Genomic DNA, 15,462 nt, shown 5'->3' on the forward strand with positions numbered 1-15,462 from the left:
GATGAAGTCAAGAATATTTACATTTAGGATAATATTATTTTTACTATTTATCATTGCAAATTCTTGTAATCGATACTTGGACGTTGTAAAGAATAAGTCTGATGTTCCTGTAAAGCAAGGGTCGTTTGAATTCTATTCCGATAGCAATTTGCTTATTTATAAAAGCAATGTGATTTTAACAAGAGATACAGAAAAAATTTATCCGAAATCATTTACGGTTAGGCTTCCAAAAAAATTAAGATACTATGAGTTTGTGGGTTCATCTGATTTTGCACTATACTATGATGGAGGACAAGTGATTTTTATAAAAGTTGATTTAGAAAATAAAGAGCCAACAAAAGATACAGTTTGTACTCCGTCCCCGAACCAACTGAATGAATTTATTCAATCAAATTTATCAACAGGCAATGGTAAATATGATATTAAAAAAATCTCATTTTACACCGGACGAAAGAATACGATAATCAAAAAGGGAGGTGCGACTATTCTGTTGTATAATATTTACCCAAAAGACTATGACCAATTTTTTGATGATGTAAATAAGTTCAGGGTTATAAATTAAAAGGTAAAAAATATATTTATAGCCGTTGAAACTCCAAGGAGGATTTATGATAACCCCAATTTAGAGATGGATGAGACCAGAGCAGTTGTCGGACCTAAATAGAAGATGGTCTCCTAACGTCTACGGTGCTGATAATCCAGTAAGATTTATAGATATCGATGGGATGATAGGGGTGGGTGAAAAGGATGGCAAAAGAGAGAAAAGATTACAAGATGAAATAGCACGGAGTTAATAGATGTCCATAATTTTTTAACTAAGCTCAAGACAAGGTCGCCAAAATACAAAATGAAATAAAAAAGAAAGAGAAATCTGACAAATTAGAAAAAAGCTTGGGTGAAGCAAACGCTGATATTAGTAATATCACTGGACAATAAACGAATTAAATGCTTCTTCAAGTGAACTTACGAAAAGAGCAGGAATGTAACTTTTCCACTGTCGATGTTTAAAAGAAAAACCAGAAGACTGAAAGACTGTTTTGTTCTTTTAATACCAGCAGATAAAAATCTGCTTTTAATATTGCAATCAATGCTCAAAGAGTTGTTCCAATGGAAAAGCAACCGCAAGATTGGGATTCAATCCCGTCTAAAGCCTATGAAGAAATGAAGGCAAATAAGAAGCTCAAAAAAACAATTTCCAGCAAAACATTTTTCAAACAATTATCTGGCAACAATATTCTTTTCAGCAAAGCTGAGACATCTTAGCCTCCGTTTTTAAAAAATATAGCTTATGAAACCTTGCATAAGTTCAAAGCATTCATAATAACTTATGATCACCCCTTACTCCTGCTAAAATGACTCGGCGTGATACCCAAAAACGCCGCAATATCCTTTTCCGGTACCCGGTTTACCCACTGGGGAAAGTTGTCGATAAAAAACCGGTACCGTTCCTGCGCGGTGTTCAGCCGGGTGTTGATAAAACACTTCCATAAAATGCGATAGTACCGTTCCGTAAGCTTCGCGCGCAATACGAGCGCGTCCGGGTAGTGGTCGTACACATGCATCAGGTCTTCGTAGGAGATACGGTACACCTCGCAATCCTCCAGTGCGACGATGTTTTCGTCCGAGGGCACCTGGTCATAAAAGCTTTCATGCGAAATCACCATGTTGCCCTCCGTCTGGAAACGGGTCACGACCTCTTTTTCCCCACGGTAAAGGAAATACCGTACCAGGCCGCTCTCAATAAAAAACATATGCCGGCAAACCTGTCCCTCTTTCAGTAGATAATCCCCCTTTTTGATGTGGCGGTATTCAAAGGCATGGGAGAGATACTGGACCAGTTCATCGGATAAAGGACAAACGGGTCGCAGCAGTTGAAATAGTTGGTGCATAAGGCAGTTCTTTAAAGGGTTTATAAATGGTGTTGGTATTTAAAGAAGAAAGGGATTATGGAGTGCCTTTTTCCCTGAAGTGCCAGGCGTTGTCATAGCGGATCAGTTCCGCGGTGCGTTGTTTGACAGCGCCATTGTCCAGTTTGATAAGCCTGCCAAAGGGAGTGGGGCTGCTTTTCGTACGGTAGGTGACCGTGGCTGTTTTGCCGTCGTCACCCTGGACTACCGAGATGATCTCCTCTAGTTGTTCTTCACCTGCTTTTATTTTTTGGATATTGTGTCGCCGGTCATCGGCTGCAGTTTCCAGTAAATACGGTGCGGCTTTGCCGGTAAAGGATACCCAGCCTGTTGTGTCTCCCAACTTTTTTGTCTTTTTGGTTATCACATAGCCTTCCGCATCCAGCCCCGCGTTCTGTAACAGGACCGCACTTTTCGGATCACCACCATAAATGGGCAGGTCGATAACCCGGGGATATTTTTGCTGCAACATTTTATCGGCTTCCGGTTCAGAAAGTTGTTCAGCACCACAGCCTGCAAATAGGACCGGGAGTAACGGCAGGCAAAAGAAATAAAGTGTTTTTTTCATAGCGTTTCTTTTATGGTTATACAAATGGTTAGCCTTTATAATTGAGATCGGTTTCATCCATGTATTGGATCAGCCCGGTCTTTAAACTGTCGAGATAACTGGTGCGGCCCATCTTGCGGATGCGGATTTCCTGGAAAGCGCGGTAATAGTTACCGAGGTCAACCCGAAATACGTTTTCCAGCATGCGGGCAATATCTTTTACAGACGCCTGCCCGCCGTTGAAACTGCCCCTTCTGTGTAACGCGTACAACAACTCTACCAGGGCGGCTTTGCTGTCTGTCCATTTGATACTGTCACCCTGCGACACCGGCTTATCTTCACTGGCGGTCATCGCCTCAGTTAACCAGGCGGCAAGCCGTTCATTTGCGAGTAAGGCTGTCACAAAACCATCGCATAAGGATCTATGCCCTTCCTCGTGCGCCGCATGGTCTGGGAAAAAGCCGGCTGAACCGTCAACGCGCACGAACAACTTGTCATCAAGAAAAGTTTCGCCGCTCCGGTAATAGGTCACGAGAAACCGATTGTCTTCGTAAAACCGCGTTATGGTATCCAGTTCATTTTTGTAATAACTACACAATACGTCAAAGCTTCCCACCGGTCTGCCCAATTCGATCCGCAACAGGCTGTTGTAATACTGCAATAAGCCTCCTGTGTGGGGTCGCATGGTCCTGAAAAAAAAGATCTCCTGCGCTGCATCCTCAAAAGCATGGGCGCGCACAAAATCCAGCATCCGCCGGTGCGCATCCGCACAGGCAGCCATGCTACGCTTCAGGCAATGCACCAGGTCATTTTCTACCTGCTCAACCAGGTCCAGCGTGCTGCTTAAACTTTCCGATAGCTCAGCGAAAAAACGCTTGTAAATGCTCCCCTTTCATACGTGTGCTCTTTGGTTAATAAATCCATCCAATTTATGCCGGTTAAATTTTTTAAAGTGATCGCTAAGAATTAACTGTAGTTACTATTTTGAATAGTAATTAATCATAAAAAACTCCATCCGCTTCCTTACAACCATAACCTGTTCACCTCTTCGTCTTCCAGGCGGATGGAGCAATGCGTTTCAATTTCTTTTGTAATGATGTTATTGATTGAAACCGGTAGAATATCTAAATTGATGATATTCTTTTAGCAACAATTGCAGACCTGTAATAATTTCTTCTCTTATGTACTGCCTTTCTACATAATACAGAATAGCATCTTTTATCTTTTCAACCAAGTCAAATACCTGCGTTGAAATATCGCCAGTTTCAGATACCACTTTCACGTTATCCGTGTCAACATTATTGATGAATGGACAGGTTGTTATAATTTCTTCATCTTGAACTGAATCTTTCCGGTTTGAAAAAGTAATGGTGCGAGACTGCCTGCGCAGAGCATTTGCTATAGAGAAAAATTCTCTCCTGTAATAAAGTAATACAATTACAATGTAGTAGATGACAACAATAGTCAATAAGGCAGTGGCATAGCTTGCCCAGCTAATTTTTTCTATCATAACACACGATTTTCAAACGCACACAAAAATCAGCAACAATAAATCTAACAGTAGCACAAACGACTACTTTTTAATCAAACCTGCTCGAAGTAATATTCTAATGTTTCCAGCAAGAAAAATAAGGGCTAACAAACAGAATAAAGTAATGGTACAAAAAGGGATGAACTGATAAAATGTATTGATATTATATCGTTGTTCATCGTTGAAGAAAAAAAGGAATAAAGAAAGTATCATAAATAGTATTCCAACAATATTCAGCAAGTAAATAGAGATTGCCTGTTTTCTTTGAGCAATGAGTAACGCCGGAACGAGTAAAACAATGCCTGCGATACCAAATAAGGAAGGGATTGTTCCGTGTGTAATTCCCATGAGCAAATAAATAATATAAAATCCACCAACATGCTCACCACTTATCAGCACTATCATAAAACTAATCATGACAGCTAAAGGATGCGTGATAATATTTCTAAGGCTCATGATTTTTATATTTAGAAAATTTATTTAACTACGTTGCTCTGCTCGGAAATATAATAAAGTACAAGTGTGCGACGCAACGAAGTTTAATGATCATTCAAATGTCTGTTCTCAAAATAGTTCTTAATTAATTACATGGTCCATTACTATCACCTACCCAGCCTAAAACTCCCGGAATATTTATATTGGCAGCTTCTGCACCACCTTCTTCTTTCATTGAAGAAAGTTTTTGGTATAAACCCTGAGGTGTGCTGGTACCATAGGGTGCCATGCCACCGGGAATATCATATTTTGGAATTTCTACTGGATTGCCCGGCCTTACAAAATTAAAAATATGCAAGGCAAAGTCTGTACAGTTGTTCTCATCAATATCATACTTAATGGAGTTCTTTAAATACAGCATTTCATTGATAGCAGATTGCAACTGTTCCGGCGTAAGCGTCATCTTCATTGACGCGTTAAACTCATGCCCCGCATTATCTACAAATTTCCCCGTAACTGGTGCTGGTGTCAACATTGTTTTCCATCCCTGGTTAGGATAGAAACCAATGTTCTGTTGTACACTTATTGTGCCATTTGATTTCTTTATCTGTAGAAATGTATGTCCTGGTGAACCATTCTCCCAATCAAAAAAAGTATTCGGTTCTCCATTAACCGGCAGATCTGAAAATATTTCGATACTGCATGTTGATCCGGCATCCGCAATGGTGCTGAAACATTTTAAATACGAATCCAGTGAAATTGGATCTAACGACTCAACGGGTTCATATTCTATTATTCTTGTATCATCTGAAGGTATATCATCATCCGTTGAAATATCACTATCGTCATCATTGAATCTTTCAAAGGGATCAAGAGGACTGTAATACCCGTAACCTCCGTCGCTACTACCAGTACCTTCACCGTTGCCTGTTGAACTTCCGTAAATATCATAACCCGTGCTTCCATAAATATCCATCAAACTAATCCAGTCACTCCAACTAATATAGGTAGGATAGATATAGCTTACGACGATTACTTCGGGCAGCGTATTGCCCTCATCAACTTTTACAAAATTATTACTGTTGTCATTTTTTTCTTTACTAACTATAAAGCCGTTGATTACTTTATGTTGTTTTATTTCTTTTTGCTGCAATGAACTAATGAGAATGGTTCCATCTAAGTTTTTATTGATCCTATCTTTATTATCGTTCGTTATATTCACGATAACGCCACTTAAACAGTTTCCCTTTTCGTCGGCATTTATCAATAAAAAAGATTCTTTAATATTTCTTTCTTTGAAAGGTATTCGGATAAAATTTATATGTCCGCTATCCAGCACAGAACGAACCGCATGATTCAAGTCAATAGTTTCTAAAGAAATATTTTGAAGACTGTCTTTAAGAAACATTTCTACTTTGGAAATACCTGAACTAGTTTTCTCCAGTAATAAATTATTTGATTTTTTGCATCCTGCAAATACTAGGATAAAGAATGCAATAGTAACGGTGTTTTTCATGGTTGCAATTTTATGATGATGTAAAAATAAAATGAATTATTGGCCGAAAGAATTGATAAAAGTCAATTAATTAATGGTGGCTCCTGATCCTGCTTAATGTTTCTTCGGTAATACTTAAATAGGAAGCAATATATTTTGATGGAACTCTTTGTATAATCTCCGGGAAGTTGTTTAGCAGGTAGTCATAACGTTCCGATGCACGTTGCATTCGTATTGAATACAATCTTTGCTCGCTAAGTGTATAATATTGCTCGGTTAGTACTCTGCCAACAAAATTGAATTCAGGGTAATGATGGAAAATATATTGCAGTTCGCTGTAAGTTAAATAATACAATGTGCAATTTTCCAAAGCCTGTATACTCTCATTGCTTACCTGCTGTCTGAAGAAACTTTCTACCGAGATAATCACATCTCCTTCCTTCATAAACCAGGAACAGACTTCTTTATCTTTTTTTAGATAGAAACAGCGGAGCAGTCCTTTTTCTATAAAGCAAATTTCTTTATTGATGCGGCCTCGTTTCAACAAATATTCTTTACGTGAAAGCTCTTTTATTTTTAAAACGGTTGAGAGATGTTGCTGCAATGCTGCTGAGAGCGGATGAATAGATTTCAGGTAAGTAAACAAGTTTTCCATAGTTGACAACTTTAGGTTATAAAATAATCTCAAGCGGACGCCTGCTATTGAGACATTAATTTTAAGCTCCCGCATAAACAGATCGGCAATACAAACGTGGGTTGAAAAATTATCTTTAGATCCGAGAAAGTAGGAAAAGTAGATGCATTTTGTCTGAAGTCATTAAGGGAATGTTGCAAGCGGGATATTTGATTGTATTTATTCAATGGAAAATAACCCGTTTTTCAATGCATATATAAGTACACCTAAGGATGATTTGACATTCATTTTTTTAAGTATCCTTGCGCGGCAACCCTCAACCGTTCTGGAACTCATGAAAAGTATTTTACTTATTTCATCACTCGTTTTTTCCATGCAAATCAGCTTAATTATTTCCTTTTCTCTTTCTGAAAACAAGTCGTAATTAACCTTGACTTTTTTGGTGTATTTGCTTTTAGCAATATTTCTGAAAAATTTTGCTGATGTTGTTTTGCAGAAATAATTCTGTCCATCATACACTTTTTGTATAGCATCGAGAATTTCGCCTCTTTGTGAATTTTTTAAGATATAACCGGAAGCTCCTCCTTCCAGCGCTTCCATGATAAGTGCGTCAGAATCAAAGTTGGAAAGCGCGATACATTTGGTGTCAAGGTTCATGTCAACAATCTCACGAATAGCTTGCACACCATCTGTCTCCGGCATTATAAGGTCAGTAATGACAATGTCTGGTTTCAGCATCCTTGTGAGGCCGATCAATTGTTTTCCGTTACAGGCTTCACCGATGAATTGAACAGAAGATTCGTCTTTGATAAGCGTTTTCAGGCCATCTCTGAATAAGTCATGGTCGTCAGCTATCAATATTTTTATGGTTGGCATTGTATTCATGGTTATTTGGAATTTCGATAAAATAGTCGGTACCTTTTATATTCTTTCCGGATTGCAGGAATATTCTTGCCCCTAATATCTCTACCCTTGCCATGATGTTGTGTAACCCCAATCCATTTGAATTCTTAAATACCCAGTTTTTATCAAAACCTATTCCATTGTCAGCTATATGCAGAACAATTTTTTTATCCTGATCCAGTAACTCTAAAGTGATCTCCGTGGCATTCGCATGTTTCCAGATATTATTCAATATTTCCTGGGTTATGCGAAAAATATGTATTTCTTTTTCTTTGTCCAGCGAAAGAGCCTCGCTACACAGGTTTATCTTAATGCTATCATCGTGATTCATCCTGACAATCATTTCCTGGATGGCCTCATTAATTCCTTTCCGCTGCAACTGTCGTGGCATCATACTAAATGCCACTTCTCTCAATTTCTGCATGCAATCATCAATATGCTGTTCTACTTCCGTCAGGAGCACTGCGCCATCGTTATCTGGCATAGGCAACCGCTGCAACTTAAGTTTAATGGCTGAAAGGGTTCCGCCCAGGTCATCATGAAGATCCGCCGCAAATCTTGCCCGCTCTTTTTCAAGTGAAAGTATATCGGTCATCGTTTTTTCCTGCTGTACTGACATCCTCTTCCTGTTGTAACGTATAACAGATACAACAAAAAAAGTAATCAATGCGGCCAGGACAATTACCGCAATAAGTACCGCATAAATAATTCTTCTTTCTTCGGGATACATAAGATGGCTATGGCATAAATGATATTTGCAATAAAGTTAATAAATGACATAGTCAGCCAAATGTATTTATAGAAAATATTGCTCAGCGGTAAACTAAAAATATTAAATACTTCCAGGAAAGTCTTATACCCATAAAATACAATAAATGTTATGCCTATTAAAAACAGGGCATTTTTATATACAGGATCTTTTTCAAAAACAATAGTCCTGTTGACAAGATCAATGCTGAATAATACAATGACAATTGAGTAAAATACTCTGAACAGGGAATTATTGTTATTTAATGCGTGCAGCAAAATATTATCTGTTACCCATACTATAATACCCGCCAGCAGGATCATTAAATATTTCAGTCTATTATTGCCATTCCACTTATAAAACTGTAACAACAGTAACGCAAATTCCAGCAATACATAAATGTTGCTGTTGACGGCATTACTATGCTTGCTGAATATTAATACAAGACTTACAGACTCATTGATAATACCAAGCCATATAAAAAAAAGAAATGGCCTGAAAGATTTTACCACAAAGCGATAACGAATAATACCAATGGCTGCGGCAAGCACAAGAGAATGATTAAATAATATATACCATCCATAATTATTCATAAGTTAACTACCAGCTAAAACAGAAGTTGACGGGCAATACTGCGGGCATCTGTACCCATCTTCAATAAGTATATTCTGATCCGCATTCACAACGCTGTTGCCAACAGCTGGCAGTAAATCCTGCTCCTGTGCATCAGCAGCTACTAAGATAAGCACTACTTCGTTGTCTTCCTTCCTGCCAAAATATATTCTTAGAAAACTACAGGCAGCAGGCGAGATCAACTGACTGATGGCCTCAATGTGAAATGTTTCATAATTGGGAAAATCAGCAGGATGATTATTCCTGTAACGGGTTGTGAGTTCTATAGCCTGCTGCAGGCTGATCTCATGATTTTTTACAGACATAATGTGATAATTTTTTGTACCTGCAAACTAATAAGTTGACTAAAAAATCATCTGCGTACCGCTACGCAAAATATGCGTAGTGCTTTGGAGTTTTTTAAGATGCAGCTTTCGGAAATGGGCTTTGTTTTTATTATTGTAACGGAGGGTCTGGCGGATAATAAAATAGCCTGCATTTCTTTTGTGAAAATTGTAATAACCAATCCTGATAAGGCTTCTATATTCTCAGCACAGAAGGTGCCGGCAATATGGGAAGATCAACTTATTCCCGGAGCAACCATACAAGCCTGGATTTATGAGACGGCCGAAGTACTGCAGCAGCAAGTATTGCCTAACCCTTCCATTCAAATGATCTATACCTTATTGAAATCGAAGCAGCACCTTGATCTTCATATTATGTCTGACGATCCCGTATTAATATGCGAAGTGCTGTTAAAAGGCTCTGTAACACACAAAGCAGATAAGAAAGCAATAGAAATAAATGCAGGACATTTTAATCTCATGTATGCACCCCGGCCAGACCTTTATACGTTTTTACAACCTGTTGCCTTACTACGGGGAATGCAATTCTTTTTTAACCCGCATTATATTTTACCCTTAACAAAACAGTACCCCCTATTAGAGACTTTCAGCGAGGGCATAAACAGGAATCAAACGGTGTTTGTCAGCGAACGGCCTGTAGCCATAACTCCGGCTATGTCTGATATAATTGAGCAATTAGCTCATGCTCCTTACGCACCGGCTATCAGGAGATTTCATGAAGAGCATATCCTCGCATTCCTTTCCCATGCTTTAGCGGCTGCTTCACTGCAGCTTTCTTCCTGTATCTCCTTTTCGCAAGCTGATGCAGAAAGTATTTACTCGGCAAAAAAAATTATAGACATGCATCTGTCACAACATTATACGATTCCACAATTATGCAGGAAAATCCTTTTGAATGAAGACAAACTTAAAACAGGATTTAAAGCAATATTTGGCATGGGACCATTTGCCTACCAGAAAATGGAACGTTTGCGACTGGCTAAAGCTAAGCTCGAACAAACCCGTATACCTGTTAAAGCGATCGCTTCCGGGGCTGGTTATAAATACATGAATAACTTTAGTATTGCCTTTAAAAATGTATTTGGTATTACTCCTTTTGAATTAAGGAAAGAACAAAAAAGCCGACCAAAGTAAACTATCATGATACTTCCGTTTACATATCATTTTCCGCCATTTGCAGATTATTTGTGGAATAGCTTGCATTAGTTTTTCTCTATCACCTCACAATATCATACTATGCGGTTCCTTATTTTACAGGAAGCTATTGCCAGCTTACTTGCTTTGGTCTTTGTTTATGCCTCTGTCAGCAAACTTATCGATTTCAGCAACTTTAACCTCCAGCTACATCAGTCGCCATTTCTTAATCCTTTAGCCTGGTGGATTGCAAGGCTTATACCTTCAACCGAACTAATAATAGCCGGCCTTCTTATTATAAAAACATCCAGGTTGCAAGGGTTATTTGCTTCTGTGTTTCTTATGAGCCTTTTTACCGCTTACCTTATTGCGATGCTTCATTTCAGTGACTACCTGCCCTGTACCTGTGGCGGCCTGCTGGAAGTTCTATCATGGGATACGCATGTTGTGTTCAATATTGTGCTGCTAATACTAAGCATTACCGGAATCGTCCTGTTTACACCGGCCAAACCAGCAATCAACGGTACCACAGGTAGCGTTGAATAACCACACTTTTATTGACAAAATTGGTAACAATGTTTCAGAAAATATCTTACAGGTCTTCGCATCCCCCTTAACCGGACCCACCTGTTTCATGCCGCATTGCGTGCGGTAAAATCAATTTTATTAATCAAATTTTTTTTATGAAAAAGTTACGTTTAAGTCTTGCAGTGAGTCTTGCAGTTGTAGCGGCTACTGCCTTTGCGGTTGTGCCTGCTTTTAAACCCATTACTCCGGGATGGTACGGGCAGATAGTGGATGCACCGAGCCCGTATAATACTTCTTATCCTATTTCATCCACGATGGTGCTTAACAGCAAATGCCCATCTAGTTCTCCTAACCTCTGTGCAGCTTACCTGAAAAGTGATGGCACACTGGATGGCAATCAAAGCCCCAATACAAGGATAAGCAATCATAATTTTCAACCCTGATTTTTAACACAAGACACTGCCGGATGGCAGTGTCTTTTAAATCCTTTCAAAATGCCTTTGAAACAACGCTTACTAATTTCCTTGTACTTAATGTTACTTGCTACGGCAATTATTTCTGTGTTGTCCTATTATTCGCTGAAGACCGGCGCCACGGATAATAATTTTAACCGCAACTATAGTTTTGAAAAAGCAGCATTGATCAATGCTGCAGCAATGCCTGCGTCCGTTCGTTCCATCGCAGGTATGTCATCATCAAATATTTACCTGGAAACTGATTCTGTAAATAAACTGTATTTTGTCGACAGCACAATGAAGTCATTAAAAGCTGTAATGATACCTGTTGTTAATAACGACAGTATTCAATCACTGTTTAAAGTTATTGTTGATTCTCCTTTTGTTACTATTGCTGCGGGGAATGTTCCCGCTGTTATGGAGTCAAGATTGTATGGATCTACCCTATTGTTTCACCGGTTTCCCACCCACACTTTTACCAGGATTGCAGTCATTGGCCACAATAGTTATTTATTGCGCATGTTTGATAAAAATGGCACTAAATGGGATCAAATATTTGTACAGGGTAATACCATTACCGGGCATGTAAACAAAGAAATAAAACTATCGCAGCAAAGCGGAGACGCAGGCTTTGCAAGTGACGGGTTGTTACATTATGATGCCTTCTCGGGCTTAGTATTGTATAATTATTTTTATGAAGATAAATTGCTTTGCTTTGATACATTATTGCGGCTGAAGTATAAGGCTAATACGATTGATCGTATCACTACAGGCGGAACAAAAAGCGGCGCCTTATTCAAAGGAGACAATAAAATGATCACCAATATCAATCCCACAAAAGACCTGCATTATCAAAGTTGTACAAATAACGGACGGATATTCATTAATTCCCGTGTAAAAGCAGACAATGAAACTGCTGCAGCGTTTCGAAGTAACGCTGTGATTGATGTGTATGATATCATTACCGGTAAATATCTTTCGAGTTTTTATATTCCTTTTTACAAAGGCAAATATCTACGTGACTTCCGTGTTAAGGATAAAATCATTTTTGTTTTGTATGATGGCTTTCTTGCAAGGTATCGTCTGCCTATGCTATAAAAACAGGAAGTGTAGACACACTTCCTCTAACCGTTGTCAACCGAGAAAAACACTTAACCAAACTTTTAGTCTTTATCCTTAATGACGATCATGTCCTTTTCTCTCTCTTCTTCTTTTAGTTGTAACCCATATTTTGATAGCGCCGTATTTACTGCAATTGGATCTGACAACTGGCAGTTTAACTGTATATCTATTTTGCCTGTAAAACCTGTTTCATCCACTATGCCTGGTTGTGATTCCATTTCAACACTCAGGAAGTTTACCAATGCGTACATACCCTGATTATACAATTCAAGCGCATAAGCATTGTGAACCGTTTGTTTTTCCGTTCCTGCAGAGGTCAGCAGCTCTCCATTACCTGTGCGTGACAGTACCAGGCACTTTGCTTTTCTTTTTTCAATACTTCCTTTTATGTGCAGCAAAGCGCCAAAATAATTATTAAGGTCTGCCAGCATGATGTCATATTTGGAAGCAGCGAGTGCGGATGGAAATTTTAACTCGTAACAAAAAGAATGATTGACAAACCAGTCTGTAATGGCTGCTTCGTTGTGCAGCGTTAAAATGACTGAATCGGCGTATGCCAATGCCGCAGGATCTTTTACCTCCCAGACAGTGCTGTTTGGCAGCAACATTTTTATCTCATATTTACCAGCAGCGATCCTGTACAGACCACCGACGGAATGATTCTTTGCAGTTATGGTTGCTTCGCCCGAACCGGCTTCTGCATTAAAGCCTGCCAGGTGTTTCGTAATGACAGAATGATACAGGACCGCATCATTGGGGAGGGGATCTATCAAGGGACCATTTTCCTGTTGTAACAGGTTGGCCGTAATAAACATGGGTAGCTTATTGTCGATGATCTTTTCGACATCATTTTTTTCTGATAATGTTATATCGTTGTTGCCCAGCATGCGCTGAATATTTGCCGCGGTGAGTTCTCCATAGCTTGTGATGGCAATTACTTTTCCTTCAGGACTGATCCATACATAATGTGGCACGACAGTATGCGGGAATGCCTGCTCCAGTTCTGTATCTGCAGTGGAGGAAGGAGGGAGGAACTTAGTTGTTTTTGCTCTTTTTTGTAAAAAGCTTTTGACTTCTGCGGCAGGCTGGTCAGTAACGGGCATGATCTGAATCTGTCCATCGAACTGTTGCTGCAGTTTTTCTGCAACGGGCATCATATTTAAACAAGGTACGCACCAGGTAGCCCAGAAATCAAGTATCAATAATTTGCCCCTGAAGTCGCTGATGCGTGCAGTGGTTGTTTTATAATTGATAATGTTACTGATCTGCAGATCGGGGCACTGATCTCCTATGCCGACGGGGTTTGATTGCGCCATGCTCTTTTGCGCAGTTATGGCTGTTATTGTAAGCAATAAAAAAAGTAATTGTTTCATGTAACTATGGTTTTTGGTGAAGGTTAACGTGGGTTTTGTTGTATGCCACTGGTTTCGATCTCCTGCTGAGGGATAGGCATGACATACTTCGGGTCATTGGGAGGTAATGTGTATGTGGTGCCGTTGAGCTCCCTGGTTATGGTGACTGCAAAAGCAGGGTCCTTATTGATCCTGCGCAAATCATTCCAGCGGAGACCACGGAAGAGCAGTTCTTTTCTACGTTCTGCGATAATAAAGTGCAGGAGTGCATCCTGCTCCATATTAACAAGAGGAGAATAAGTTCCTGTGCTATATCTGTTAACCAATAACGTATTGAGATCATCCAGTGCTGCTGGTGTATTGCCGAGCCTTGCATTTGCTTCTGCACGGAGCAGGTATAACTCATCAGTAGCAATGCCAGCAAAAACAGTATAGCCATCATAACCACCTTTAAATTTTGGAAGGCCTGAAGATGTATCTATGAGTACCTGCCTGCGGAGATCGTTTGATGCATAGGACCTGTATAACATTGAATCTACATAGCAGGTATAGTCTGCAATGATCTGCGGGTAGTTGAATACGGTATGATAAATCACCTCTGTATTAAACCAGGGGAAAGGATAAGCAGCTGTGGCATCGATGCTATTGTAGTCTATCAATTCATTTTGCAACTGAAGGCTGCTATCTGCATAACGCAATGCCATTTCATAATTGCCCTCATCCGTATATACCCTTGCAAGCACAGCATAAGCCGCTGGTTTGGATGGACGTGTTTTGAATAATGGTGCTTCTGGTAATAATTCAATAGCTGCATGCATGTCTGCTATTACCTGCTGGTAACCTGCTTCGACAGATGAACGCACAGAAGGCGCATTGATGTCTGCCGTGAGGCGTAGTGGTATACCGAGATCTGTTGCCGCTGTAGCAGCATCATAAGGTTGGGCGAATATGGTCAGCAGGCTAAAGAAGGCGAAGCCCCTGCAAAAGAGTGCCGTGCCTTTGATGTTGTTCCATGCTGATTGTGTAGTAACAGTGGGTGTTATATTGCCGATATTCTCCAAGACATAGTTACTATAAAAAGCCTGCTGGTAAGGGAGCATCCAGTCTGTGACCGTAGTGCCTTCATAAACATCGGTGGCCCAGATATAGGCATTCTTTTCCTGCGGGCTATAGAGTGATTGCCAGTTATCGTAGGTAACATAGTAATCGTCGCTGCTTACTTCTCCGAGGAAGGGTTGCCCCTGGTTGAAGATATAACTTGTATTGTCCAGCAGACCCTGCAGGTCGTCTAATGTGGTGGGTACCACAAGGCTTTGCTGTGGCTTGGTTTCGAGCCATTCTTTGCGGCAGGATAGCAGCAGGAACAGCATTAAGAGGTATAATAATATGATTTTCATTTGTATGATTTTTTATTGCAAAATGTTTTGTTGGGTAGCTTAAGCCGCGGGGCTCTTTAATGATTTAGTATGTTCATTTTTATCTGATCGGTTTAATTATTATAGTTATTTGGCTCAAGCCGCCGGGGCTTCGTCCCTGCAACGCCGCTGCTTTGACTTCTTTGCAAAAATTATAGCTGCGCTAATTTTTGCAATCATGCCTGCGGCATGACCGAACCCAAAGAGGCGTCTTATGCAGGGACTGGTATGAGTGTGGAAGGTGAAGGCATCATTGCTTTGAGTGCTTAAGTAATGCAA

General features: G+C 39.8%; 18 protein-coding genes. 5 read left to right on the forward strand and 13 right to left on the reverse strand.

The window, feature by feature from the left end:
• Window position 1: 1 nt before the first annotated feature.
• Complete coding sequence (locus tag FRZ67_RS19025) at window positions 2–562, forward strand: hypothetical protein (protein WP_147192173.1); 561 nt, start codon at window positions 2–4, stop codon at window positions 560–562.
• A gap of 769 nt (window positions 563–1,331) precedes the next feature.
• Here the strand turns inward: FRZ67_RS19025 and FRZ67_RS19030 are convergent.
• From FRZ67_RS19030 to FRZ67_RS19080, 11 genes are all read right to left on the reverse strand, one after another.
• Window positions 1,332–1,889 (reverse strand): Crp/Fnr family transcriptional regulator, encoded by a 558-nt coding sequence (locus FRZ67_RS19030; protein ID WP_147192174.1) that lies wholly within the window; start codon window positions 1,887–1,889, stop codon window positions 1,332–1,334.
• A 55-nt stretch (window positions 1,890–1,944) separates the two neighbouring features.
• Window positions 1,945–2,475 carry a hypothetical protein gene (locus tag FRZ67_RS19035; protein WP_147192175.1) on the reverse strand — a complete coding sequence of 177 codons (531 nt, stop codon included), beginning with the start codon at window positions 2,473–2,475 and terminating at the stop codon, window positions 1,945–1,947.
• Window positions 2,476–2,503: 28 nt separating this feature from the next.
• Entirely contained in the window at window positions 2,504–3,235 is a 732-nt protein-coding gene (locus FRZ67_RS19040) for an RteC domain-containing protein (RefSeq protein ID WP_147192176.1), read from the reverse strand.
• A 318-nt stretch (window positions 3,236–3,553) separates the two neighbouring features.
• The gene (locus FRZ67_RS19045; protein WP_147192177.1) at window positions 3,554–3,964 is read right to left on the reverse strand and encodes a hypothetical protein; all 411 of its coding nucleotides are present in this window, start codon (window positions 3,962–3,964) and stop codon (window positions 3,554–3,556) included.
• A 63-nt stretch (window positions 3,965–4,027) separates the two neighbouring features.
• Complete coding sequence (locus tag FRZ67_RS19050; protein WP_147192178.1) at window positions 4,028–4,441, reverse strand: hypothetical protein; 414 nt, start codon at window positions 4,439–4,441, stop codon at window positions 4,028–4,030.
• 124 nt (window positions 4,442–4,565) lie between these two features.
• Window positions 4,566–5,936, reverse strand: a complete 1,371-nt coding sequence (locus FRZ67_RS19055; RefSeq protein WP_147192179.1) for a hypothetical protein — start codon at window positions 5,934–5,936, stop codon at window positions 4,566–4,568.
• Window positions 5,937–6,006: 70 nt separating this feature from the next.
• Window positions 6,007–6,570 carry a Crp/Fnr family transcriptional regulator gene (locus FRZ67_RS19060; protein WP_158638412.1) on the reverse strand — a complete coding sequence of 188 codons (564 nt, stop codon included), beginning with the start codon at window positions 6,568–6,570 and terminating at the stop codon, window positions 6,007–6,009.
• A 198-nt stretch (window positions 6,571–6,768) separates the two neighbouring features.
• Complete coding sequence (locus FRZ67_RS19065) at window positions 6,769–7,425, reverse strand: response regulator transcription factor (protein ID WP_158638413.1); 657 nt, start codon at window positions 7,423–7,425, stop codon at window positions 6,769–6,771.
• Window positions 7,397–8,182, reverse strand: coding sequence for a sensor histidine kinase (locus tag FRZ67_RS19070; RefSeq protein WP_147192182.1), 786 nt, complete (start codon window positions 8,180–8,182; stop codon window positions 7,397–7,399). The genes FRZ67_RS19065 and FRZ67_RS19070 overlap by 29 nt, the downstream gene beginning before the upstream one ends.
• On the reverse strand, window positions 8,134–8,793 hold the full coding sequence (locus FRZ67_RS19075; RefSeq protein ID WP_147192183.1) for a hypothetical protein: 660 nt from the start codon (window positions 8,791–8,793) through the stop codon (window positions 8,134–8,136). Before FRZ67_RS19075 ends, FRZ67_RS19070 begins: the two co-directional genes overlap by 49 nt.
• A 3-nt stretch (window positions 8,794–8,796) precedes the next feature.
• Window positions 8,797–9,138, reverse strand: a complete 342-nt coding sequence (locus FRZ67_RS19080; RefSeq protein WP_147192184.1) for a hypothetical protein — start codon at window positions 9,136–9,138, stop codon at window positions 8,797–8,799.
• 72 nt (window positions 9,139–9,210) lie between these two features.
• Here FRZ67_RS19080 and FRZ67_RS19085 point away from each other — a divergent pair, with 72 nt between their 5' ends.
• The 4 genes from FRZ67_RS19085 (at window position 9,211) to FRZ67_RS19100 (ending at window position 12,392) form a co-directional block, all read left to right on the forward strand.
• Entirely contained in the window at window positions 9,211–10,311 is a 1,101-nt protein-coding gene (locus tag FRZ67_RS19085; protein WP_147192185.1) for a helix-turn-helix domain-containing protein, read from the forward strand.
• A 102-nt stretch (window positions 10,312–10,413) separates the two neighbouring features.
• Window positions 10,414–10,857: a MauE/DoxX family redox-associated membrane protein gene (locus FRZ67_RS19090; protein WP_147192186.1), complete on the forward strand. Its 444-nt coding sequence runs from the start codon at window positions 10,414–10,416 to the stop codon at window positions 10,855–10,857.
• Between the two features lie 137 nt (window positions 10,858–10,994).
• A complete protein-coding gene (locus FRZ67_RS19095; RefSeq protein ID WP_147192187.1) occupies window positions 10,995–11,282 on the forward strand; it encodes a hypothetical protein in 288 nt (95 codons plus the stop codon).
• Between the two features lie 51 nt (window positions 11,283–11,333).
• A complete protein-coding gene (locus tag FRZ67_RS19100; protein WP_147192188.1) occupies window positions 11,334–12,392 on the forward strand; it encodes a hypothetical protein in 1,059 nt (352 codons plus the stop codon).
• Window positions 12,393–12,457: 65 nt separating this feature from the next.
• On the opposite strand, the gene FRZ67_RS19105 is transcribed toward FRZ67_RS19100, so the two are convergent.
• Window positions 12,458–13,789 (reverse strand): TlpA family protein disulfide reductase, encoded by a 1,332-nt coding sequence (locus FRZ67_RS19105; protein WP_147192189.1) that lies wholly within the window; start codon window positions 13,787–13,789, stop codon window positions 12,458–12,460.
• Window positions 13,790–13,812: 23 nt separating this feature from the next.
• The gene (locus tag FRZ67_RS19110; protein WP_147192190.1) at window positions 13,813–15,165 is read right to left on the reverse strand and encodes a RagB/SusD family nutrient uptake outer membrane protein; all 1,353 of its coding nucleotides are present in this window, start codon (window positions 15,163–15,165) and stop codon (window positions 13,813–13,815) included.
• Between the last annotated feature and the right edge of the window lie 297 nt (window positions 15,166–15,462).

It is taken from the genome of Panacibacter ginsenosidivorans, assembly GCF_007971225.1.
Lineage (GTDB): Bacteria > Bacteroidota > Bacteroidia > Chitinophagales > Chitinophagaceae > Panacibacter > Panacibacter ginsenosidivorans.